This is a genomic window from Paenibacillus sp. ICGEB2008 (assembly GCF_000307675.1).
Lineage (GTDB): Bacteria > Bacillota > Bacilli > Paenibacillales > Paenibacillaceae > Paenibacillus > Paenibacillus polymyxa.
Genome location: NZ_AMQU01000001.1, coordinates 34,488 through 58,769, shown reverse-complemented (window position 1 = coordinate 58,769; position 24,282 = coordinate 34,488). Strand labels below are relative to the sequence as shown.

Genomic DNA, 24,282 nt, shown 5'->3' with positions numbered 1-24,282 from the left:
TCCCTTTTACACAGGAGAGGCTTTTGTTAGGATAGAGATGTTTAATTATACAATTCGTTTGCGCAGCCAGCCGGATATCAGATCCGTCAAAATGATCAAGACTACAATGCCGAGTAAAATGACGCCTACACGGTTCCAGTTGCGCATTTGGAGTGCAAACAGCAGCGGAGTACCAATACCACCTGCACCAACCAGACCGAGCGTGGTTGCGGACCGGATGTTAATTTCAAAACGATAGAGCGAATAGGAAAGAAACTGTGGAATCACCTGCGGCAGCACGGCGAAGAAAATGACCTGCCAACGGTTGGCACCGCACGCGATCAAAGCTTCCTGCGGTCCGTGATCGACGCTTTCAATCGTTTCTGAGAAAAGCTTGGCCAGCATGCCGATGGAGTGAATGCCGAGGGCAAGCACACCTGCAAACGAGCCGGGACCTACGGCTTTAATGAATAGAATGGCGACGATCATTTCGGGAAATACCCGAATGACACTAAGTACAAACTTCCCGCTGCCTGATAAGGGGCGTAGACGGGTCATATTGCTCGATGCCCAAAAGGCAAACGGAAGACAGACAAATGCGGATACGAAGGTTCCGAGCACTGAAATGACCAGTGTATCCAGCAACCCACGCAGCAAGTCCTCCCCCTCAGGGATGTAGACAAATGACCAGTCGGGATGAAGAAAGCCGTCCAATATTGCGACAGAGACGCTTTTGGCCGTCCCTTGTAATCCTTCAAACTGCATCCCGCGAAAAGCCCAAATGTAAATGATAATTAGCAGAATAGCTAACGCCCAAAAGCGCAGGCGGGAGCCAATAGGTCTGCGAAGCGTAGGATCATTCATAATAATTTCCTCCGTAGCAGGTTACTGCCGTAATCAATCGCAAGGACGATGACGAGGGTCAGTAGAATAATAATGCTTGCCCGGTCATATCGGAACAGCCCAAGGGAACGGTCAAGCAGCAGACCGATGCCGCCCGCACCGACCAGTCCTAGAACAGAAGCTGCGCGCACATTAACCTCAAAGGTGTATAGCAAATACGACACAAAATAAGGCAGTGCCTGCGGAACCACACCAAAGGCGATGACTTGAATGCGGCTCGCGCCAACAGCGGTCATGGCCTCCAGTGGCCCGGGATCAATGGCTTCAATCGCCTCAAAGGTCAGCTTGGCTATGATCCCGAAGGAGAAGAACAGCAGGGCGAGCATCCCTGCAAACGGTCCGATGCCGAATACGGCCACAAAGATCGAGGCAAACAGCAAATCGGGAATCGTCCGTACCAGATTCAGGATCGTGCGCATCGGCAGCGAGATTAGCTTGCGCGGCATCACATTATAGGCGCACAGCAACGCGACAGGGATTGCCAATATGGCTCCCAGTGTCGTACCGACAATAGCGATCTGGATCGTTTCCAGCATCGGTTTCCAGATGATAGGCAGGTAACTCCAGTCAGGAGGAAACATTTCTTCCAGCAATTTGCCCATCTCTGGTAAGCCAACGATCAATTGGTAAGGCGTGGCATCCGTATGAATGGAGCAGGCTATCAGCACCACGATAAAAATCATCCAGGTAGCGTAACGCTTATAACGTCCTGGCAAAGGTGGCCCTGCAGGCGGCTTGCTTGGCTGCGGTGGTCCAGCAGATGGTGACGATTGCGTCGAAGAGAGCGGCTGGGCAGTAGAGTCGGGCTTCATGATCCCACTCCCAGCAGTTCATCATGCTTGATGGCCCGGCCGTAGATCTCCGCAAAGGCTTCATCCGTAGCCTCCTCCGGTGTGCCGTCAAAGACGACTTCTCCCGCGCGTAAGCCGATGATCCGTGTTGCATATTCGCGCGCCAGATCAATGAAATGCAGATTGACAATGGTCGTAATCTGCATTTCCCGGTTAATTCGCTGGAGATCGTCCATCACCTGGCGGGTGGTCAGCGGATCAAGCGACGCGACAGGCTCGTCCGCCAGAATGATTTTAGCCTCCTGCGCCAGAGCACGCGCGATGGATACACGCTGCTGTTGGCCACCGGACAATTCATCGGCTCGGCTGTAGGCTTTTTCGCGGATATTTACGCGTTCCAGCGCCGTTAGTGCCAGTTCGATGTCTTCCTTCGGGAAGAGACCAAGAATGGTCCGCAGCGTCGAATGATAACCGACGCGGCCCGAAAGTACGTTGCGAAGCACCGTCGAACGCTTAACCAGATTGAAGCTTTGAAAGATCATGCCGATATCACGGCGAATGCGCCGCAGCTCGCTGCTTCCAGCAGACGTGACAGACCTGCCACCTACAACGATGTCGCCGGACGTAATGTCATGCAGTCGGTTAATGGAACGCAGCAGGGTGGACTTACCTGCACCAGATAAGCCGACTATGACAACCATCTCTCCCTCCTGAATCGTCAAATTAATATTATTCAACCCTTTGGTGCCGTTCGGGTATGTTTTCGATACGTTTCGAAATTCAATCATATGCTCCCAACTTTCTCCCCGATGGGGTGGAATGAAAACAACACCGCCATGAATACATGGACGGTGCTGCCCTGTCATTCGTAAAGCCTGTTTCGTAGCTGTTACTTTACCGCTTGGCCGACGGCTTCGGCGTATTCACGCACAGAATCGAAGTTTTTATCGTCGCCCTTCTCATAACCTACATGGGTGTAAATTTCTTTAATGATTTCGCCGCCTTCAGGATCGTTGGCAATGTCTATAAAGGCTTGGGCGATTTTGTCTCTCCACGTTTGATCCATATCGGAACGTACGCTGACGGTGTCATTTGGAATTTTAGCTGTGTAATGAATGACACGTGTCTTTTCAAATACGTCCGGGATTTCCTTCTTCACTGTGTTACGTGCATCCTGGAAAACAGCGACAGCATCAACCTGACCGTTCAGCAGCGCCAGAATAGCAGCGTCGTGGCCTTTGATCGTCACACCCTGCACATCTGTGTCCGGGTCCACGCCAGCTTTTTTCAGCTCTGCTGCGGGGTACACATAGCCTGCGGAGGAGGTTACATTTTGCCAGCCGACCTTCTTGCCTTTCAGATCAGCCAGACTTTGAATCGGAGAATCCTTTTTTACCACGATCATTGCTTTATAAAAGTTTACTTTTTCAGTCGTGTCCTTGCCTGTAGCATCTTCAATGCCATAGCGTTGAGCTTGCAGGAGCAAGTCGGCCGCTTTACGGTTATCGTGTGCCAGTACATAAGCGTTCGGCGGAAGGAATCCTACATCGACCTGTTTGGAAGACATGGCTTCCACAATCGTATTGTAATCAGGAGATACGGTTACTTTTACCGGGATTCCGAGCTTGTCCCCCAGCAGCTTTTCGAGCGGTTTTGCCTTGGCTTCGAGGGTATCTGCATTCTGAGAAGGAACGAATTGTACCTTTAGCTCCTTAGGGACATAGGCTGTGCTTTCGTTTTTAGAGCCATCTGTACCCGGAGTGGAGGCGCTGTTGTTATTGCTTGCATTTGAGCCACAAGCGGCTAAACCCGCTGCCAGTGTGAAGGTCATGCACAAGGTCAGTGCTTTTTTGAACAAAATAATTTCCCCCTAAACATCGTAATAACGAAAATTTAAAAAACCTGTAAATTCAGTGACAAACCAAATCTTAACAGCTAGTCCTGCAGCTAGGGTAAAAACCACTCCTGACTTTGGTAAAAATGATGTAAAATTTATCATTTGCTAGAGACCATAAGCGGTATTTATACGAATTGCATATTTTAACATTCTCTTAACAGTGCTCTGTTAGACTTGTTCAAGCTCTATGACCGAAGTTGAGGGAGAGAACAAGATTGGATAATTTGGACATTAATGATAAGACAGAGCAGGAAAATGCAGGTGCTGTGAGGGCGAAATTCCGCATTATGGTTACAACCGATCTGCATGTCAGCTTGTGGAATTATGATTATTATACAGATCAGGAAACGCTGCATTACGGTCTGGCGCAAACCGCTAGTCTGATTCACACGGCTCGGGCAGAGGTGCCCAATCACCTGCTGCTGGATAACGGAGATGTGATTCAGGGAAATCCGATGGGAGATTATGCTGTACAGCGGCTCCAACAGGACCCAAGCGAGGTGCATCCCGCCTATAAAGCCATGAATCTGCTGGGGTATGAGGCAGGCAGTATTGGTAATCATGAATTTAACTATGGGTTGGAATATTTGCAGACTTGCCTTCGAGGAGCACAGTTTCCTTATGTGAATGCCAACATCTATATAGCGGGAGAGGAAGAACAAAACTACTTTACGCCTTATCTATTGCTGGATAAGACGGTAGAGGATGAAGCAGGCCGTAAGCATCTGCTGAAGGTGGGGGTCATCGGCTTTGTGCCCCCGCAAATTATGCAATGGGACAAGGCGTGGTTGGAAGGGAAACTTATCGTCAAAGATATGCTGGAAACCGCAAGACGGTTTATCCCAGAAATGCAGGCGGAGGGAGCCGATCTCATCATTGCGATGCCCCATGCAGGCTTTGAGGATATTCCCGAAGCTCCCAATATGGAAAATGCGGTGCTGCATCTGAGCAGGGTGGAAGGGATCGATGCCATTGTGTTTGGTCATGCCCATAAAGTATTTCCCGGCCCTTCATTTATAGGTATGACAGGTGTGGATACAGAGCAGGGCACCATCCATGGCATTCCAGCAGTAGAGCCGGGCTTCTGGGGAGATCATCTGGGTATCATTGATCTGGATCTGGCCCTTATGGGAGGGAAGTGGCAAGTGACTGCATCTGCTGCCGAGGTACGCCCGGTGTATGACCCGATACGCAAGGAAGCCCTCGTCCAACCCGATACTGCTATTCAGCAGGCAGTAGCAGCTGAACATGCTGGAACACTGGATTATATTCGTGCACCTGTAGGTCGAACGACAGTAGCGGTGAACAGCTTTTTTGCCCAGGTGATGGATGATGCTTCTGTTCAGCTCGTCAATGATGCACAAATTTGGTATGTGAAGCAGCAGCTACAAGGGAGCGAGTATGAAGGGTTGCCCGTTCTGTCGGCAGCAGCTCCTTTTAAAACAGGCGGAAGATACGGTCCGGCGTATTATACCGATATTCCGGCGGGGACACTGGCGATCAAGCATATTGCCGATCTATACAATTTTCCGAATACGCTGCATATCGTTCGGTTGAGCGGAGCGGAAATTCGGGAGTGGCTTGAGTGGTCTGCTGGTCAATTCCGGCAAATTGATCCTTCGGCAGAGGAGGAGCAAGAGCTGATTAATTCTGATTTTCCGAGCTTTAATTTCGATATCATCGATGGCATCACGTATCAGATTGATGTAACACAGCCAGCCAGATATGATACTGCCGGGGAATTAAAGGACCTAGAAGCGCACAGAATCATTCATATGTCTTTTGAAGGGGAACCAATGGATATGCAGCGGAGTTATCTGGTTGTAACGAATAACTATCGCGCATTCTCCTCTGCGCTGGTTAATCCGGGTGGAGAGCGAATTATATTGGCTTCACCGGATGAGAACCGACATGTGCTGACTGAGTATGTGCGGCATATGAAGACGTTGACGCCAAAGGCCGACGGTCATTGGTCCCTCGCCCCATGGTCGGGTCGTCCACATGTGACCTTCCTAACCTCGCCGCAAGCAACGAATGTTGCCCATGCTTATTCTGAATTGCTCTATGAAGGACTGACGGCAGAAGGATACGCTAAGTTTGCTCTTGATTTTCGTCAATTTTAAAATATTTTGCAAGTTATTGTCCTCTAAGTCCACAGCATCAAAATAATAGAAAAAGACTGTCTCTCAGAGGACGGTCTTTTTTCATAAAACAGATTTAAAATCGTACGAAACTCGTGATTTTATATGTCCTGAGTCGTGTTTAAAGTTATTGACCTCTCGTATAATTAGACATATACTTTGATTAAACAAATTTTGGTTTAAAAGGTAATGAAAAAGTCACCATCATTCGTTTGAGGGGGTGTCCCTTTGGAAAAAAACACCACGATCCGCGCAGAGATAGAAAAGTATATTCAAAGTGAAGGCATTTCAATGCAATGTTTTGCAGATGCTTCTAAGGTAAATCCGGGTACACTTAGCGGTATACTTAACCGAAACCCACCACGACCTATTTCAGTTAATCAGCTTGATCTGATTACTGAGGCGATGGGATTGGAAGAAGGATCTTTGTTCGAGATGTATGTAGATGAGTGTTTTATTCATTCCTTGCCACACTGGAGAAGGCTGCGTCCGTTTCTTCTTCGTTGCTCAGAGTTGAACAAGCTGGACTGTATACGCAGTGTGCTTGGTTATTTGATGGACGATTTATCGAATGTTCCGGCTATTTTTGAGACTGCAGAAGCGATGTTTGAGGATGGCCGACATGAAGCCTCCATGCTTTTGTATGATTGTGTCATTGAGAGTGAGAAGTATACCCACTCCGAACGGTTGGCGATTAGCTATTTTCGCATATTCCAGATTCAGATTAAGGATAACCAACGGAACTTGAAGGCTGCTGTACAATTCCATTTGTACCGTAGTCGTCTACCGGAAATTTATGCACTGGAAGGCTTACATATGCTATCTCAAGTGTTTGCTTTAAAAATGCAATGGTCCGAGATGGAAATGTATGCGGACGAGCTAAGAGAGTTGGCGCAGGCATTGTATCGCAATCGGAACCGCTTTGGAGATGAGCACCTGGAGCTGATTAAGCCGCTCGTTTATTACTATGCTCAAGGGCATCTGCTTAAGGCCAGCTGCTATGAGTTTCAGGGTAGATATGAGGAATCCAAGCAATGGATTGAAGGTTACGCAGATTTGAGCTGGTTTGAGGGTTTGGACGAGGAAGGTTGGAAAGTGGTCAACCTGCATCGTGTATATGCCCAGGGCAACCGACTTTGTATTGAAATCAAAATGGGCAACACTTCTGCAATCTATGAATATATTACTTACCTGCGCGAGCATCCGGATGAGACACTGGAAGGCCTGAATACGTTGCTCGAATCGGCGAACCGGTTTGGCTATTTTGTAGATGCCGAGCTGGAGCTGTTCAACCAGCAACTCAAGAGATTCTGGGAGCTTGCACCGGAGCAATGGGACACACATTATCGCAAGCACTTTAATGCATTTCGTTTTGCTTCTTTTTGCAAGGTGTATGCGGAATATTATTTTCGAAAAGGCGATTACCTCAAGGGCTTGGGACAAACACTGCATTGCCTGCAATTGTCTGTCGATAACAGCTATACCGAACATATCATTGGTTGTATGGCTTTATTTGAGCAGCATCGAAATTTTGCTACCCCGGAACAGCAGCAGTTGTATCAGAGTCTTTGCCTCGGCGTACGGGCAAACGAAAAAAACCATGTCTATGATCACAGTGCTGGTGGGTATTTATAATTCTAAAATTCATTCAAATTCTTCATATAACACGTACTTACGAGGATGTTCTCATTTCAAAGGGGGATATTCTCGTTTTTTAGCTGTTGCTGGTTCTTGTGACTTTTCGTATGGAAAGGACCGTTTTGCGCGTTGACAAGTTTCGCATGCAGGATTAGGATAAATGCAGCACAGAAAGTGAAGGAGAGCATGTACTAATGACGATTCCCAAAACACTAACGATAGCCGGCTCCGACACAAGCGGCGGAGCAGGTATTCAGGCGGACCTGAAAACCTTCCAGGAGCTTGGCGTATATGGCATGACTGTATTGACTACCGTAGTTGCGATGGAACCTAAAACCTGGAACCATCTTGTATATCCTGTTGCGTTGGACGTGGTTGAGGCGCAGTTGCGTACTGTATTGGAAGGTATCGGTTTTGATGCAATGAAGACCGGTATGCTGGGTTCCGTAGATATCATCGAACTGGTGGCCAGCTACTTGAAAAAGCATGATCTGAAACGGATTGTGATTGACCCGGTTATGGTCTGCAAAGGCACGGATGAAGTGCTTCAACCGGAAAATACAGAGGCCATGCTGGAATTGTTGATTCCTGGCGCTGACCTGGTAACACCGAACTTGTTCGAGGCTTCGCAGCTGGCGAAGAATGGACCGATCACGACATTGGAGCAGATGCAGGAAGCGGCTGCTATTATCCACGAGCGTGGTGCTAAGCATGTACTGATCAAGGACCGTGGCAAAGTTCGTGCAGGTAAAGCAATGGATCTGCTGTATGACGGAATCACTTTTGACTGGTTTGAAGCGGATGTTGTACAAACCAACTTTACCCACGGTGCAGGCTGTACCACTTCGGCCGCAGTAACGGCTGGTTTGGCACAAGGTCTGACTGTGCGTGAAGCTGTGGATCAGGCCAAGAAATTCATTACACAGGCCATTGAAGGTGGCTTCAAGTTAAATGAATTTGTCGGTCCGACCCTGCATGTGGCACATCGTTTGCAAAATCAATAAAGCATGAAGGGCTGCCATATGAAGGAGACTTATAAATCTCCACCAGACTGTATATATATTGAGGTTACTTTAGATAACGACATCTATGATATATGGAGTTAGCCTAGGCTCAAAAGCCGCAATACATGGTATTGCGGCTTTTGAGGTTGTATTATTTTGGTATTTCAGCTTCCAGTTTGGTCTAATCGTACTGTATAATAGGCATCAGATTTATTACATTAAAGGGGGAAATGAAGCAATGACATTATTCAGCGAAATGGCTTACAGCCGGCCAGAACAACCTGAAATTGAACAGCGGTTTAAAACGCTGTTGCAGCAGTTTCGTGAAGCGGACAGTGTAGAACGTCAAAATGAAGTTATTCATGCGATTAACAAGCTGCGCAGTAATGTGGAAACGCAATTGCAATTGGTGGAAGTTCGGCACTCCATTGATACGGAGGATGCCTTTTACAAAGCGGAGCAAGAGTACGCTGATGATTTCATGCCGGTTATTCAGGAGTATGTAACCGATTACTACCGAGCATTGGTGGATTCTCCATTTAGAGCCGAGTTGGATAGCCAATGGGGCAGCCAGCTTTTCAGTATTGCCGAGGTAGCGCTCAAGTCGTTCCACCCGGATATTATTGAGGATTTGCAGCAGGAAAATAAGCTGACCTCGGAATATGCTCAATTGATTGCCTCAGCGAAGATCCCGTTCGAGGGGGAAGAACGCACATTGTCTCAGCTCCTGCCTTTTGAAATGGCAACCAATCGCGAGACACGCAAACAGGCCTCCGAGGCCAAATATCAATTTATGAGTGAGCATGAGGAAGAGCTGGACCGGATTTATGATGAATTGGTGAAGGTACGTACGCGCATGGCACACAAGCTGGGCTATAACAATTTCGTAGAATTGGGCTATGCCCGCTTGGGACGTACAGATTACAATGCAGAGATGGTAGCCAATTTCCGCGAGCAGGTACTGAAGCACATCGTTCCTCTGGCAACCAAGCTGAAAGAGCGCCAACGCGAGCGGATCGGAGTAGATCAGCTTCGCTATTACGACGAGGGCTTCAACTTCTTGTCAGGCAATCCTACGCCAAAAGGCGATCCGGACTGGATTCTTCGTAATGGAGCACGTATGTATGAGGAGCTTTCACCGGAAACACATGAATTTTTCAGTTTTATGGTTGAACGTGGACTGATGGATTTAATCAGCAAAAAGGGTAAGCAAAGCGGAGGCTACTGTACATTTTTGAGCGAATATGGCACGCCATTTATTTTCTCCAATTTCAATGGGACATCCGGTGATATCGACGTATTGACACATGAGGCAGGTCATGCCTTCCAGGTCTATGAAAGCCGGCATTTTGAAATTCCCGAGTACCACTGGCCAACCATGGAGGCGGCTGAAATCCATTCGATGAGTATGGAGTTTTTCGCATGGCCTTGGATGAAGCTGTTCTTTGAGGAAGACACGGACAAATATCACTTTGAACACCTATCTTCAGCGCTGCTGTTCGTGCCTTACGGTGTAGCCGTAGACGAATTCCAGCATGCCGTATATGAACATCCAGACTGGACCCCGGCTGAACGTAAAAGTGCATGGCGTTCCATTGAACGCAAGTATAAACCGCATCTGGATTATGAAGGCAACGAGTACCTCGAAAAGGGCGGATTCTGGCACAAGCAGGGACATATTTTTCAATCTCCGTTTTATTATATTGACTATACGCTGGCACAATTATGTGCATTCCAGTTCTGGAAGCGTATGGGTGAAGACCGAGCGGCAGCGTGGGAAGATTATTTGAAGCTGTGTCGTGCCGGAGGAAGCCGATCCTTTACCGGATTAGTTGAGCTGGCTGGACTGATTTCGCCGTTCCAAGATGGCTGCATCGCCTCTGTGATCGGAGAAATTGAAGCATGGCTGAACAGGGTGGATGATAAAAAGCTGTAAGTACAGCCAAAAAGGGCATTTCGCTTGCCTCTCAAAGCTGGAAAGCTTGTAGATGAGATGCTTTTTTAAAAATGAAAACAGAGCAATTACACGAAAAAAGCCGGGAACCTCTACATGATGTAGAAGTCCCGGCTTTGTGTCATTTTAGAGCCAATATAACTTTATTCATGTTTGGTGTTGAGCGGCTTGAGATTGGCTTCAATCGATGCGCGGCGCGGCTCCAAGAATGGAGGCAATGCCAGCGATTCACCCAGAAACTCTAATTCCTCGTCGGTGTCAAAGCCAGGTCCATCGGTAGCCAATTCAAACAGAATGCCATTTGGCTCACGGAAGTACAAGGAACGGAAATAAAAGCGATCTACAAAACCAGAGTTGGAAATTTGCAGCTGCCCAATACGGTCTACCCACTGTTTGAGCTCTTCCTCGGTTTCAACACGGAAAGCGACGTGATGCACACTGCCGCGTCCTGGTCGCTCTTGTGGCAGATCGTTGCGCTCTTCCAGATGAACTTCAGTTCCTGTACCGCCTTCACCTGTTTCGTAGATAACCACATCCGGTTGTCCGGCAACAGGGGAAGGGTAGGAGCCCTTTTTGCGGAAGCCCATCACTTGTTCAAGAATAAGAACGGTATTCTCCGCTTTGGGAATGGTCAGATGAACCGGACCAAGTCCAACGATGCCGTATTCCGCAGGGACAGGGCTCTTCTCCCAAGGCGTGCCGCCGCGCATTCCGTGATCATGCTCATCTGAAACGAGGAAGAAGCGTTGTCCTTCAAAATCCTCGAACGAAAGCGCCAAGCGTCCTGCTTGATCTATAATTTCGCCATGCTTCACATCCAGCTGCTCGAAGCGGTTTTTCCAATAATTCAGAGCCTTGTCGTTCGGTACCCGTAGGGAGAGCGCCGAAATACTGTTATTGCCTGTACGCGTTTGTCCAGCATGTGGAATTTCAAAGAAAGTGACTTCCGTACCCGCGGTTCCGCGCTCATCTCCGTAAAAGAGGTGATACACACTAACATCGTCCTGGTTCACCGTTTTCTTGATCAGCCGAAGTCCTAATACCTGAGTATAAAAATCAACATTTTTAGCCGCTGCTGCTGTAATCGCCGAAACGTGATGCAATCCTAACAGTTTCATGTTATTTGCCCTCCTTGGTTTTTATATGATTAGGTTTTTCAAAGTAAAATAAACCGTCGTCGTAAACTTTTCTTTATATTTATTATCTTGATATTAAGATATATTATTTTTGATTGTTTGTCAACATGAATTGCGATCTTGCTACAATACAGTTTCTTGATGGACAAAAATTGAATTCGAAATAATGCAAAAGCAGATACAATAAGGGATCATATAACCTAACATAGAAATGAGCATTTTATGATTTAAAGGGGTGTGCGCGATGTATACGGATAGGGATTTAACGATTAGGCCTGTTACAGAACAAGAACCCAATGGCTTGAAATGGGAATAGCTATCTATGATTCGGGGTATTGGAGCGGTGGCTATGGTACGAGAGCACTTAGATTGTGGATCACGCATTTGTTTAATACATTGCCTTTAGTAAGAGTAGGTTTTACAACCTGGTCAGGAAACCAGCGGATGATGAAGGTTGGAGAGAAGCTGGGCATGACGCTGGAAGGCAGACTACGCAAATGCAGATATTATAATGGAAAGTATTATGATTCGATCCGAATGGGGCTTTTACGGGAAGAGTGGAGTCGTCATGTTCTGTGAAAAAGACCTTTCTAGGCATAAAAAGATGACCTCTGAATGTGATCAGGAGTCATCTTTTTGACGCTCATGGGTATTTTGCTTGCTTATTTTTAGGTGCAACTACTCTGATTCTCGAAGTCGCTCCACAATACTTTGTTTGTTATTCATAGAATAGACTGCTACTGGTATCAGTATCCCAAGCAAGAACAGTAAAGGCAACAAGACTAGAAGTGGCCAAAGTATAAAGTGATAGCTTAAAAGCCATAGCAAGCTGCAAAACGGTTTTACAATCAAAATAGAAAATAAGACTGCCAATAGAATAGAAGTTAGGCTGGTGGCGCAAACATAATACAGTCCTTCATAAATCAGCATTCCCCGCAATTGCCGTTTAGTCATGCCTATGCTCTGCAACATAGCAAATTCATTGCGCCGGGTCAGTATGCTGGTTAAAATCGCATTTACAAAGTTCAGGATACCTATGAGGCCAATAATCAAGCTAAGCGTGCCACCGATCAACTCAACAGTGGTTTGCATACCTGATAAAGCGTCCCTTGATGTAATTTTGGATTCGTAGTTCATCATCGGTTCGATTGCTTCAGTGTAGCGCTTCAAAAAGCTCTGCATAGATGTTTCTTGATTTGAGGATACATTAAAGGCGTAGCTCATCACAGCAGGCTCTTTTACAAGTGATTTGTATATTTCTGCCGGAAGGTAGAGGTTATAACCAGTGTAAATGCGATTCGAATTGGTAGATCTAATGCCCACATGGCCAAGCACTGTAAACGTTTGCGTTATATACTCTCTACCCAATGGAGCCTCATCTACTGTTCTCACATAACTATGCAAAGTAACGGTTTCGCCCACTTTATGATGAATGCTTTCCATGTAAGGCTTGTCGTTATCGTTCAGTTCGACTCCCTCCAGGATATACTTACCGGAAGCTAGTTTCTTAAAATCAAGCTCGCCATCAATCAATTGCAGCCGATGGAAGGGTAAATCTTCCAGCCCATACACGTCTACAAGGAAGTTGCCGCGAGCGTCAGTGTTCTGGGTATCATCCGTGATTCCCTTTGTATTCTCGGCCGTGAAAGCTGTTGGGTCACCGTACAATCGACCGCCTTCTTCGAAGCCTGGTTGTGCCTGTACAGCCTTAATAAAACTTTCGGTGGTCCCATTTTCTTGCCCACTAAAACTGGTGGGAATCTGGAAATATTCAGCATGGGCAATGAGAAAATCGGTATCATTAAATTTGGCTAAAAATTTATCCATATCAAAGCTCCGAGATAGTGTGAATGCAGTGTTCAGAAGGACCAAGCTTAAAGAAAGACTAATAACCACTAGAACGGTGCGTTTTTTATTACGCCCCAAATTGGAACGAGCCATGAGGTGGATTTTTGCACCTCCGGTTGATTTTTTCAGCCTGCCATTGCTCTTGCTTATCCCACCTGTGTATCTGACTGCTTCTACCGGCGATACGAACGAGGCAACTCTGCCTGGCTTGAAAGTGCTGATCATTACGGTAATGAAGGCGAACAAAGCCGATCCTATAAAAATCCATGGGTTGGGGGATACCGATACCTCAGTACCGTTATATACACTCATATTTATGATAAAAGGCACGAGTGATTTACCAATAAAAAAACCTGCTATCAATCCGATCGGGATTCCTAGCGCTGATAGAATCAGTGCTTGTCTACGAATAATCCGGCGTATCTGTTTGCGGCTTGTACCAATCGTCTTTAAAAGACCGTAAAAACGGATATCTCGCATCACTGATATTTGGAAAATATTATATATAATCAAATAACCGGTAAACATGATCAGTAACAGGGCAGAAGTTAACGCTATGATGGTCTCTGTATCTAAACTAAAATTAGTCGAGATGTATGCCCAATTTACATTATTTGCGATATAGTTCGGTGCATCTTCGTCAAGTGAATAACCGCTTTCGGTAATCACTTTATTGAGCTTTCCTTGCAAATCAAAACTGTTGTCGAACATCATATATGCACTAATGGTTCCTGTATGGAAGTGATCCTTTTTATAGTTGCTTTGTAATTCCTTGGCATGAGCATCGACATAGGCTTTAGAAGCGCATATTTGCCCTACGTTAACCACAGGATCACTTTTCCACCAGCCGGAGAGGATAAAATCACGCTGTACTTCTTTACCTCGCAAGTCAAGTTTTAGCCTCAAAGGTGCTCCAACCTCCAGTGGAACCCCCAATAGCTGTAACGTCTTGGAGTCTGCAATTACTTCGTTTTTCGCCACAGGCCTGTGCCCCGCATTAAGTTCAATTAAACCGAGCTTCAACCCTACATCATCGTAATACCAGAATTCCGTATGGCGTTTTAGGAATTTGTCGTTTATAACTCTGTCGCTTAATATACGGTTATAAGCTATTTCCTTGATCAATGGATGATCCTTGACATGATTAAATTCATCATCCGTTATATATTTGAGTACGGCATGTCCATCTCCACCGGACTGTCGCATAGTTGCCCGCTGTAAGTTTTCCATAGCACCAAGCCCCAAGGTGTACAACGTCGTAAATAACAATGAAGTGAGCGCTATGGCAACAATGGCAAAGAGGTTACGGGCTTTGTTTACTTTGAAGCTCTTATCTGCCAGATTGCGGATCGTTTTTTTATTTCTAACCTGAATCATTTGCCTTCACCACCGACCATTTTACCGTCCTCAATCCGAATAATCCGGTCTGCCATTTGGGCAATTTCCTCGTTGTGCGTAATCATCACCATCGTTTGTTGGAACTGTTGACTGGATACTTTGATGAGCCCCATCACATCCAGACTGGTTTTACTATCCAGGTTTCCAGTGGGTTCATCTGCCAGGACAATGGCGGGTTTGGCTGCCAGTGCTCTGGCAATGGCTACACGCTGCTGCTGGCCTCCTGAAAGATGGTTGGGCAGATTATTCAGCTTATGGTCAAGGCCCAAGGTATGTACAATTTTATCTATGTGGGTTTTGTCCGGTTCTTTACCATCCAGTTCAATAGGAAGCACAATATTTTCGTAGACATTTAAAACAGGCACTAGGTTGTAATTTTGAAATACGAAGCCAATTTTCCGTCTGCGAAATATAGTCAATTCTTCATCTTTTAATGTGAAAATATCTTTACCGTCAATCGTAACGTTTCCACTTGTCGGACGATCGAGTCCACCCAGCATATGGAGAAGGGTAGATTTGCCGCTCCCGGACGTACCGACAATGGCCACAAATTCTCCGCTTTCCACCTCCAGGTTCACCCCATCTAGGGCATGAACAGCAGTATCCCCGTTACCATAATACTTCTTCAACTCCTGAGTTTTTAACAGAGTCATTCATTTCTCCTCCATGAAAAATAGTCTGTATCACCATACTTCGCAATACAGACTTTACCATATGAATCTTTCTACAATCTTTCTGAAATCTAACAGTGTTGTAAGAATTACTTGTCTATGGGGAGAAAAATCGAGAAGGTGGAACCACTGCCGCGGCGTGACCATAGTTTGATGTATCCGCCCCCAGCTGAAACAATTTCTCTTGCTAAAAATAGTCCAATCCCGACACCTTCTTGCGAGATTACAGTTTGTGACCGATAGAAACGCTTGAAAATCTTGCTGTGTTCTTCTTCTGCAATCCCAATGCCATTATCAGTAATATCAATCCGGCAGAATAAATCATAAGCACTCACTCTAATAAATATATTCCCGCTCATTTCTGTATATTTGACGGCGTTATCCAAAATATTATAGATTGCCTCAACCGTCCATTTTAAATCAAAAGAAGCCTGAATTTCTTTACTCTCCATAGTAATCGAAATCCCTTTAGCGTTTGCCTTCGGCATAATTTGCTCCAGTGCAGTAGTTAGTAGCCTTTGAACTGACTCCTGCCTTGACGACAATTTGATAATCCCTGTTTCAAGCCGTGATGTTTTTACTAAGGAATGGATCAGGAAATGAAGCTTTTCGGCTTGTGTGGATAAAGCTTTTACACAAGTGGAACCTTCTGGTGGCAAATCATATTCACTAAGCAGTTGTGAGTAGAGGAGGATGTTAGCAATAGGTGTTTTCGTTTGATGCGAGATGTCAGAAATAAGCTCGTTTATTTTATTTTTTTCTGCCAATAAATTTTTCGAGGAAACGGAGCAAATGGAAAGAAATTGCGCAAGCTTGGCCTCTACTGCTGATAAGACGGATTCGTCAAAAACGCGCTCTGAAAACTCGCCACTAATTGCAGCTTCAATCATATGATCCATAGTTTTCATTGTTTTATGTACGTTCTTACGATAGAGAAGGATGGTAAGGCCGGCAATGAAAAAAGCAGTAATAGCAATTCCAAAACACGCATAATCCAGCATCGTCATTCATTTCACCGCCCAAGTGTAGCCGATACCGTACACAGTCTTAATGTACAGAGGAGAGGAAGGATGATCCTCCAGCTTGTCACGTAGCCTTTTTATGGTGACTGACAACGCATTTTCGCCTACATACTCAGCGCCATCTGTCCAGATGCTGTCTACCAAATGATCACGCGAAACGGTATTTCCTCGATTGTTGATTAGGATGCGCAACAATTTTTGCTCCGTTTTACTTAATTCAATGAGTGTATCATTCTTAATAAATTCCATTTTGTTGAAAGAAAAAGAAAAACCATCAAGCTGAAAGGAATCGGAAAGTGGATACCCAGCTCTTTTAAGCTGAACACCAACCCTTGCTCTCAGTACCATCAGACTGAAAGGCTTGGTGATGTAGTCGTCAGCACCCAGCTCAAGACCAGTGACAATATCTGTTTCCATATCATTTGCAGTCAGAACGATGACGGGTATCATTGTTTTTTTTCGTATATGGGTTAAAAGGTCAAGTCCATTCCCATCCGGCAAGTTTACATCAAGAATCACCAGGTCAAAGGCAGTGACGTTCAATTGCTCTTTTGCAGCAGCTATGTCATACGTTTGCACAAATACGTTGTTAGGTTCTTTGAGGGCAAGAACAATACCGTTACTCAAGGCGATATCATCCTCGACAATTAATATGTGATTCATCATTCTCCTCCTATTTTTTTAATTCATCAAGTTAATGAATCTCGAATTCCAAGAACTGCTTACAGTAAAAATGAGAAACGGGTAATCCTAAATCTTCCATCCCTATTTTACAGGATATTGCTCTTATTCGCTCATTCACTCTTCAGACTATTCAGGTTTTGCTAACACCTTTTTTGACATGGCTTATTCATTGCAAAAAAATTTGACAGATACAATATCACTGATATAATTTATCCTAGTTGTTTTGATAATGATTATCATTATTGGAGGGGAGGACAGGGCCGAAGCTTGGTACAGGTTATTGGACAGGCTCCCTTAGTTAAAAATGAAATTGCGCTATTTAATACTGGCTTTTATCGTAATGGCCTTCGCCTCGGTGTTTATCGGTGTGCATGATGTAACTCCACTTGATTTGTTCCACTTATCCAACGATCAAGCGCAGGTGCTCCTGATTAGCAGATTTCCACGTTTGGTCAGCATCATTATCGCAGGGGCCAGTATGAGTATCTGCGGGCTCATCATGCAGCAGCTTACCCGGAATCGGTTTGTTTCGCCTACCACCGCAGGCACGATGGATGCGGCACGATTAGGTGTGCTGATGGCTATTATGGTGTTTGGAGCGGCAGGATTTTGGACGAAGATGCTGACGGCTTTTGGATTTGCTCTAGGGGGAACCCTGGTTTTCATGAAGATACTGGATAAAATCCGTTTTAAGGATCCGGTATTTATCCCGCTTGTCGGTTTGATGTTTGGAGGCATTTTAAATTCGGTGACGACTTTTTTTGCTTACAAATACAATCTGATTCAGGGCATTTCTTCGTGGATGCAGGGGGATTTTTCTCTCATTATGAGTGGTCGCTACGAAATGCTGTATCTCAGTGTTCCTTTGGTCGCGTTGGCGTACATATATGCGAATCGTTTTACAATTGCAGGCATGGGTGAGGATTTTGCAGCTAATTTGGGCGTACATTACAAGCGCACTGTCAATGTTGGTTTGGTGATCGTGGCTTTGGTGTCCTCTGTTGTTATCTTAACCGTCGGGACGATTCCCTTTTTGGGACTGGTTGTACCCAATCTGGTCAGTATGTACATGGGGGATAATCTGAAAAAAAGCCTGGCACATACAGCGATCTTGGGTGCCGTTTTTGTGCTGTTTTGCGATATTTTGGGACGGGTGATCATTTACCCATATGAGATTTCTGTAGGGCTTACGGTTGGTGTAATCGGGAGCGCGTTGTTCTTGTATTTGCTGCTGAGGAGAAGGGCTTATGAATCCTAAATTAAAAATCGGAATATTAGCCGCTGCCGCGCTTGTGTTGATTGCTGCTTTTGTGTTTATAGATCTTCCGCACACCTGGCATTACGCGCTGCCACGACGATTGAAAAAGGTCGCAGCCTTCATTCTGACCGGTGGCTCCATTGCTTTTGCAACTGTTATTTTCCAGACGGTCACGAATAACAAGATTTTGACCCCGGGTATTATCGGGCTGGATTCACTGTATATGCTGATTCAGACGACAATAATTTTTGCATTTGGTTCTGTACCGCTGATTTCGACCAGCAAAGAATTAAACTTTTTGCTGTCGGTGGGGATGATGGTGCTGTTCGCAGGTTTACTATACAAGTTAATTTTCCGCAAGGATGGACGGGGGATTTATGTACTTCTGCTGATCGGTCTGGTGTTTGGTACATTGTTCAACAGCCTGTCTACCTTTATGGAGGTGCTGATTGATCCGAACGAATTTGCGAAAATTCAGGACAAGAGCTTTGCCAGCTTTAGTAATGTAAACACCGAACTGTTATGGCTTTCTGTATTCGTGCTCGTGCTCGTATTTGCTTATGCATGGAGATTCATTAAGTACCTGGACGTGCTGTCGCTCGGACGGGAGCATGCGATTAATTTAGGGCTTCCTTACAGTTATATCATCAAAAGATTGCTGATTATTGTAGCGATTCTCATCTCCATATCTACGGCACTTGTTGGACCGATCACATTTCTCGGATTAATTGTGGCCAATGTGGCTTATCAGGTGATGAAGACGTATCAGCACCGTTATATAATTCCGGCCTCCATCTGTGTTAGTGTCATCGCATTGGCAGGATGCCAACTGCTGGCAGAGAGAGTATTCGACTTGTCGACAACAGTCAGCGTCATTATTAACTTTATCGGGGGGGTGTACTTCCTGTACCTTTTGCTGCGGGAAAATAAATCATGGTAGAAGTCAAAAACGTAACCAAACGCTACGGGAATAAAAATGTGGTGGAGCAGGTATCTGTCACTATACCTAAAGGCACCATTACCTCCTTTATTGGACCTAACGGCGCTGGAAAAAGCACCTTGTTGTCGATGATTAGTCGCCTAACTGACAGTGATGAGGGAGAAATCCTGATTGACGGGCAGGCCGTGAGCCTGACGAAAAGTGAGGAGCTAGCCCGGAAGATATCCATTTTAAAACAGACCAATGATGTCAACATCCGCTTAACCGTAAAGGAGCTGGTCAGCTTCGGCCGTTTTCCGTATTCCAAGGGCAGATTGAACAGCGAGGATCGCAAAATGGTGGAGCAGTCTATGGCTTACATGGGATTGGAGGATATGAAGGACAAGCATATTGATTTGCTCAGTGGAGGACAGCGGCAACGAGCTTTTATTGCTATGATTTTGGCACAGGACACGGAATACATCCTGCTGGATGAGCCGCTGAACAATTTGGATATGAAGCATTCGGTTCAGATTATGAAGACGCTACGCAATTTAGTGGATGATCTGGGCAAAACGATTCTGGTGGTGCTTCACGATATTAACTTTGCTTCCTGTTATTCGGACCATATTGTCGGGATGAAGAATGGCAGATTGCTAAAACAAGGAACGGCTGACGAGATGATAGATAGTCAGGTATTAAAAGATTTGTACGATATGGATATTCCGATTCAACAGATCGGTGATCATAAAATTTGTGTGTACTTCACTTAGGAGGAATGTAGAATGAAGAAAAATTTGATGTTTTTAACGCTAATGCTTGCACTGGTACTGATCGTATCGGCCTGTGGCAAAGTGGCTCCGGCAACACAAGAAGCGACTGGCGATGGCTCATCGACTGCAACAACGGAATCCAAAACCGTCTCGGTCAAACACGCACTCGATGAGAATCCAGTCCAAGTCAAAGTCAATCCGAAAAATGTTGTTGTTTTTGATTTTGGTTCATTAGATACGTTGGATAAGCTAGGAGTAGACGTTGCAGCGGTAGCGCAGCAGGATCTTCCTACGTATTTGAGCAAATATAAAGATTCCAAATATGCAAGTGCGGGTACGCTGTTTGAGCCGGATTATGAGAAAATCAGTGATCTCTCTCCTGAACTGATCATTATCGGCGGCAGACAAGCTGATGCATATAAAGAGTTGAGCAAAATTGCACCGACTATTTCGATGGCTGTAGACACCAAGGATTATATCAATTCCTTTAAGAAAAACGTTGAAACCTTGGGTCAAATCTTCGATAAAGAGGATGCTGCCAAACAGGAACTGGCTGCGATTGATAGCTCCATTAAGGCTGTACATGATAAGGCGGTAGCGAGCAAGGCTAAAGGCTTGATCGTACTGACGAACGAAGGAAGCCTGAGCGCATATGGCTCACAATCCCGCTTCGGTATCATTCATGATGCTTTTGGCGTAACTCCTGTAGATCCTGATATTAAAGTATCGACGCATGGCCAAAAGGTTTCGTTTGAATATGTACAGCAAAAAAATCCAGATTATATTTTTGTCGTTGACCGTGGGGCTGTGGTGGTCGAGGAAGGCAAGGAACAGGTTACAGGTAAACAAACCATTGAGAATGAACTGGTGAAGAAAACCAATGCATATAAAAATGGACATATTGTATACCTTGATCCTAACTACTGGTACCTGTCAGGTAATGGTCTGGAATCCGTATCTGAAATGATCAAGGAAATAGATGCTGCACTGTAATGTATACATCCACATCATGGGGGACTGCGTAAGATGAAAGGTCATGTAGATGAAATTTCATTAGATGGGTATCTTCTACACATCTATACACCTCCCGTATCTGTGAATCATAATGAGCTGTATCCTGTGCTGTATGTGCAGGATGGCAGCTCTTTATTTCTAAGCGGGTTGGATGAACTGGAAAGAGGTTTTTCTACGGGAGAGCTGCCCCGTGTGATACTGGTGGGCATTCAGCCCGTGAATCGGCTGGACGATTATACGCCTTGGAAGGCAGCTGCTTTAGTAGAGGGAAGACCTGCTTTTGGCGGTGGCGGAGATGCCTATCTGGCGTTTGTGGTTACAAAAGTAATGCCATATGTCGAGGCAAAATATCCAGTGCAAACTGGGCTGAAGCATACGGGGCTGATCGGTGCTTCGTTGGGCGGACTGATTTCCATGTATGCCGCCTTCCCGTATAAGCATATATTTGGACGCATTGGTTCGATCTCGGGCTCATATTGGTTTCCCGGTATGATCGATTATATGCAATCTGCATCATTTGCCACTGTAATGGCTGGGACACACCGGGTATATATATCTGTTGGGACCCGTGAAGGGGAAGGGAAGACGAATGTACAAAAAGACATGGTTCCGCTGACCCTTCAGGCACACGAGGTGCTCCTGGCACAGGGACTTGACACAAAAGATGTGCTGCTTGAGCTTGATCAAGATGCGGTGCATCGTGTAGATTGTTTTCAGCGTCAGTTTCCTAAGGCCATTCAATGGCTGTTCGGATAGCTTCTAAGGGAATACGAATTTCATACAACAACTTCAAAGGATTGGAGAGCGTGGGGTCTCTATGTCTTTGGGGTTGTTTTTTTTGCATGTATTTTTCGTATAATAGAGAAATGTTAAAAATTTAAAGTTATACGTCATTGAAGTGAGGGGAGACAACGATGAAAAAAAACCGCCTGGGGGCTTCGGATTTGCTGGTAGGTGAGATTGGCTTGGGATGTATGTCGGTCGGTACGGAGGAGCAGCAAGCTGTTTACTTGATCCATGAAGCGTTAGACAGGGGCGTAAATCTGTTGGATACGGCCGATTTGTACCAGCATGGACGCAATGAAGAAATTGTGGGGGCAGCCATCCGTGGACGGCGCCAGGATGTCATCCTGGCGACCAAGGTCGGCAATCGGCGTATACCGGGGCAGGAGGGCTGGGGATGGGACCCGTCGAAGAAATATATCCTGTCAGCCGTGAAAGAAAGTCTGCGCCGCCTGGGAACGGACTATATCGATCTGTATCAGTTGCACGGAGGGACGATTGACGATCCGATCGATGAAACCATTGAGGCTTTCGAGCAACTACAGCAGGAAGGTGTCATCCGTTACTATGGTATTTCCTCCATTCGCCCGCATGTCATCCGTGAATATGTGGAACGCTCGAATATCGTTAGTGTTATGAATCAGTATAGTTTACTGGACCGGCGTGCAGAGGAAGAAGTACTGTCTTTGCTTCAGGAGCGGGGAATTAGTGTGATTGCACGTGGACCCGTCGCGAGCGGCGTATTGGCCGACAAGGGGGAAGAAAAGGCAGCAAAGGGATACCTAGACTACGAAGAAGCAGAGCTGCTGGACGTGCGTAAGCAATTAAAAGCATTTGCAGGGGCGGACCGTAGTATGGAGCAGACAGCGATCCGTTATAGCCTGTCTCATCCGGCTGTCGCGGCTGTGATCCCGGGTGCAAGCTCTTTGGGGCAATTGGAGCATAATATTTCCGCTGCCGACATTGGGCCGCTAACTGAGTACGAGCGAGAGACGCTACAGCATATCAGCCGAGCCAATCGTTATGATGCGCAATACCGCTGATCCGAGCCACAATAGTATAAGTGAAGTATACGCTCGAACATGTACTCATCCCAGTTGCAATATATAAAAGAATCATTACAATATAGGAATAAGCCTGATTTATCATTCATATGTGAATGTGAAGATATTATCAATTCACTCTAGGAGGGAACAACGAATGGAACGTATTGAATCTGAGCAACAATATCAGGATTTAATTAGCGGTGACGGTCTAACCGTCGTGAAATTTGATACAAGCTGGTGTCCAGATTGCAAGACGCTGGATAAATTTATGGACGGCATTATGAAGGAGAACGCGGATAAGCGTTTCTTTGCGCTTGATGCCGAGAAGTTTCAGCCGATTGCTGAAGAAAATCAAGTACGCGGCATTCCGAGCCTGCTCGTGTTCCGTAATGGCGAGAAAATTGCTCATTTGCACAGCAAATACGCCAAAACGCCAGCTCAAGTTTCGGAATACCTGACTACGCTGGAATCCAAACAGTAATCAGTACGCATGGTAGGTAGATCAGGACGATCTACCCAAGCCCGCAAAATAGCAAAAGGGATATCCAAGGCTGACCTTAAGGCCACTTGGATATCCCTTTTTGGTTATAGGATACCAAACAATGATTACAAAATAATGAAAAAGAACACAGCCGCCAACACGAAACGATAGATGGCAAACGTAGTCAAGCTCAAGCGCTTGAGCAGACCGAGGAACGTTTTGATTGCCAGCATCCCGACGATAAAGGCAGTAATAAAGCCGGCTGCGAACACCGGGAAATCACTCATAGACAGATGATCCATACTTTTAATCATATCAATCCCCGATGCACCCAGCATGACCGGAACAGATACGAGGAATGTAAATTCTGCGGCTGCCGTATGGCTTACACGTGCGAATAGGCCCCCAGACATAGTTGAGCCTGAACGAGAGAAGCCTGGCCACAGAGCTAGGACTTGGAACACACCGATGGTAAATGCTTGTTTGTACGTGATCTCATCCAACGTATGTGATCTAATAGGCGGATGGAATTTTTCAGCCGCGATCATGAGCAAGCCCCCGATGACCAAACTGTACAAAACCGTTTCAGGACCAAACAAGTATTGCTTGATCACATCACGGAACAGTACACCAATTACTCCCGCAGGGATCATGGCTAAAATAATATGTAACAGGTTTAGACGTGGCTGGGATGAGATTTTGCGTCTGAAATCAAACAGGCTGAGGAATCTGCGCCAGTATAATACAACGACCGCCATCACAGCACCTAATTGTACGATAACCTCAAATGTTTTGACCGTATCATTCTCGGTGTTCAACCCTAGAAGATCAGCCGTAAGGATCATGTGACCCGTCGAAGAGACCGGCAAAAACTCTGTCAGCCCTTCAATAATACCCATAATAATAGATGATAAAATATCCAATTTACTAGCTCCTCCTTAC

Annotated in this window: 21 protein-coding genes and 1 pseudogene; 12 read left to right on the top strand and 10 right to left on the bottom strand. The window is 45.7% G+C overall.

What is annotated here, in order from left to right; all coding sequences use genetic code 11:
* Positions 1-45 precede the first annotated feature (45 nt).
* The 4 genes from phnE (C400_RS0100250) to C400_RS0100235 all read right to left on the bottom strand — a co-directional run bounded on the left by phnE (C400_RS0100250) (position 46) and on the right by C400_RS0100235 (position 3,531).
* A complete protein-coding gene (gene phnE, locus C400_RS0100250) occupies positions 46-843 on the bottom strand; it encodes a phosphonate ABC transporter, permease protein PhnE (protein WP_016820374.1) in 798 nt (265 codons plus the stop codon).
* Positions 840-1,694, bottom strand: coding sequence for a phosphonate ABC transporter, permease protein PhnE (gene phnE / locus C400_RS0100245; protein WP_017425566.1), 855 nt, complete (start codon positions 1,692-1,694; stop codon positions 840-842). The genes phnE (C400_RS0100250) and phnE (C400_RS0100245) overlap by 4 nt, the downstream gene beginning before the upstream one ends.
* Entirely contained in the window at positions 1,691-2,461 is a 771-nt protein-coding gene (gene phnC, locus C400_RS0100240) for a phosphonate ABC transporter ATP-binding protein (protein WP_023990372.1), read from the bottom strand. The genes phnE (C400_RS0100245) and phnC overlap by 4 nt, the downstream gene beginning before the upstream one ends.
* 101 nt (positions 2,462-2,562) lie before the next feature.
* Complete coding sequence (locus C400_RS0100235) at positions 2,563-3,531, bottom strand: phosphate/phosphite/phosphonate ABC transporter substrate-binding protein (RefSeq protein WP_013373161.1); 969 nt, start codon at positions 3,529-3,531, stop codon at positions 2,563-2,565.
* 254 nt (positions 3,532-3,785) lie between these two features.
* On the opposite strand from C400_RS0100235, the gene C400_RS0100230 reads away from it, so the two are divergent.
* From C400_RS0100230 to C400_RS0100215, 4 genes are all read left to right on the top strand, one after another.
* The gene (locus C400_RS0100230) at positions 3,786-5,693 is read left to right on the top strand and encodes a bifunctional 2',3'-cyclic-nucleotide 2'-phosphodiesterase/3'-nucleotidase (RefSeq protein ID WP_017425564.1); all 1,908 of its coding nucleotides are present in this window, start codon (positions 3,786-3,788) and stop codon (positions 5,691-5,693) included.
* 246 nt (positions 5,694-5,939) lie between these two features.
* Entirely contained in the window at positions 5,940-7,346 is a 1,407-nt protein-coding gene (locus C400_RS0100225; RefSeq protein ID WP_017425563.1) for a hypothetical protein, read from the top strand.
* Positions 7,347-7,543: 197 nt separating this feature from the next.
* Entirely contained in the window at positions 7,544-8,353 is an 810-nt protein-coding gene (gene thiD, locus C400_RS0100220; protein WP_017425562.1) for a bifunctional hydroxymethylpyrimidine kinase/phosphomethylpyrimidine kinase, read from the top strand.
* A gap of 238 nt (positions 8,354-8,591) precedes the next feature.
* On the top strand, positions 8,592-10,289 hold the full coding sequence (locus C400_RS0100215; protein WP_017425561.1) for a M3 family oligoendopeptidase: 1,698 nt from the start codon (positions 8,592-8,594) through the stop codon (positions 10,287-10,289).
* Between the two features lie 161 nt (positions 10,290-10,450).
* On the opposite strand, the gene C400_RS0100210 is transcribed toward C400_RS0100215, so the two are convergent.
* Complete coding sequence (locus C400_RS0100210) at positions 10,451-11,425, bottom strand: ring-cleaving dioxygenase (RefSeq protein ID WP_017425560.1); 975 nt, start codon at positions 11,423-11,425, stop codon at positions 10,451-10,453.
* A 315-nt stretch (positions 11,426-11,740) separates the two neighbouring features.
* Here C400_RS0100210 and C400_RS26070 point away from each other — a divergent pair.
* Positions 11,741-12,022, top strand: a pseudogene (locus tag C400_RS26070) (GNAT family N-acetyltransferase); the annotation flags it as partial.
* A 99-nt stretch (positions 12,023-12,121) separates the two neighbouring features.
* Here C400_RS26070 and C400_RS0100200 read toward each other — a convergent pair.
* The 4 genes from C400_RS0100200 to C400_RS0100185 form a co-directional block, all read right to left on the bottom strand.
* Entirely contained in the window at positions 12,122-14,668 is a 2,547-nt protein-coding gene (locus tag C400_RS0100200) for an ABC transporter permease (RefSeq protein ID WP_017425558.1), read from the bottom strand.
* Positions 14,665-15,342: an ABC transporter ATP-binding protein gene (locus C400_RS0100195; protein WP_017425557.1), complete on the bottom strand. Its 678-nt coding sequence runs from the start codon at positions 15,340-15,342 to the stop codon at positions 14,665-14,667. The genes C400_RS0100200 and C400_RS0100195 overlap by 4 nt, the downstream gene beginning before the upstream one ends.
* Before the next feature lie 107 nt (positions 15,343-15,449).
* The gene (locus C400_RS0100190; RefSeq protein ID WP_017425556.1) at positions 15,450-16,367 is read right to left on the bottom strand and encodes a sensor histidine kinase; all 918 of its coding nucleotides are present in this window, start codon (positions 16,365-16,367) and stop codon (positions 15,450-15,452) included.
* A complete protein-coding gene (locus C400_RS0100185) occupies positions 16,368-17,045 on the bottom strand; it encodes a response regulator transcription factor (protein ID WP_017425555.1) in 678 nt (225 codons plus the stop codon).
* A gap of 325 nt (positions 17,046-17,370) precedes the next feature.
* On the opposite strand from C400_RS0100185, the gene C400_RS0100180 reads away from it, so the two are divergent.
* From C400_RS0100180 to C400_RS0100150, 7 genes are all read left to right on the top strand, one after another.
* A complete protein-coding gene (locus C400_RS0100180) occupies positions 17,371-18,324 on the top strand; it encodes an ABC transporter permease (protein WP_017425554.1) in 954 nt (317 codons plus the stop codon).
* Positions 18,314-19,264, top strand: coding sequence for an iron chelate uptake ABC transporter family permease subunit (locus C400_RS0100175; RefSeq protein WP_017425553.1), 951 nt, complete (start codon positions 18,314-18,316; stop codon positions 19,262-19,264). The genes C400_RS0100180 and C400_RS0100175 overlap by 11 nt, the downstream gene beginning before the upstream one ends.
* The gene (locus tag C400_RS0100170; RefSeq protein ID WP_013373133.1) at positions 19,258-20,016 is read left to right on the top strand and encodes an iron ABC transporter ATP-binding protein; all 759 of its coding nucleotides are present in this window, start codon (positions 19,258-19,260) and stop codon (positions 20,014-20,016) included. The genes C400_RS0100175 and C400_RS0100170 overlap by 7 nt, the downstream gene beginning before the upstream one ends.
* A 12-nt stretch (positions 20,017-20,028) precedes the next feature.
* Positions 20,029-21,009 carry a siderophore ABC transporter substrate-binding protein gene (locus tag C400_RS0100165; protein WP_017425552.1) on the top strand — a complete coding sequence of 327 codons (981 nt, stop codon included), beginning with the start codon at positions 20,029-20,031 and terminating at the stop codon, positions 21,007-21,009.
* 33 nt (positions 21,010-21,042) lie between these two features.
* Complete coding sequence (locus C400_RS0100160; protein ID WP_017425551.1) at positions 21,043-21,786, top strand: alpha/beta hydrolase; 744 nt, start codon at positions 21,043-21,045, stop codon at positions 21,784-21,786.
* A 158-nt stretch (positions 21,787-21,944) separates the two neighbouring features.
* Positions 21,945-22,856 (top strand): aldo/keto reductase, encoded by a 912-nt coding sequence (locus tag C400_RS0100155; protein ID WP_017425550.1) that lies wholly within the window; start codon positions 21,945-21,947, stop codon positions 22,854-22,856.
* Positions 22,857-23,013: 157 nt separating this feature from the next.
* Positions 23,014-23,340: a thioredoxin family protein gene (locus C400_RS0100150; RefSeq protein WP_017425549.1), complete on the top strand. Its 327-nt coding sequence runs from the start codon at positions 23,014-23,016 to the stop codon at positions 23,338-23,340.
* 125 nt (positions 23,341-23,465) lie between these two features.
* On the opposite strand, the gene bacA is transcribed toward C400_RS0100150, so the two are convergent.
* Entirely contained in the window at positions 23,466-24,263 is a 798-nt protein-coding gene (gene bacA / locus C400_RS0100145; protein WP_017425548.1) for an undecaprenyl-diphosphate phosphatase, read from the bottom strand.
* Positions 24,264-24,282: the final 19 nt, after the last annotated feature.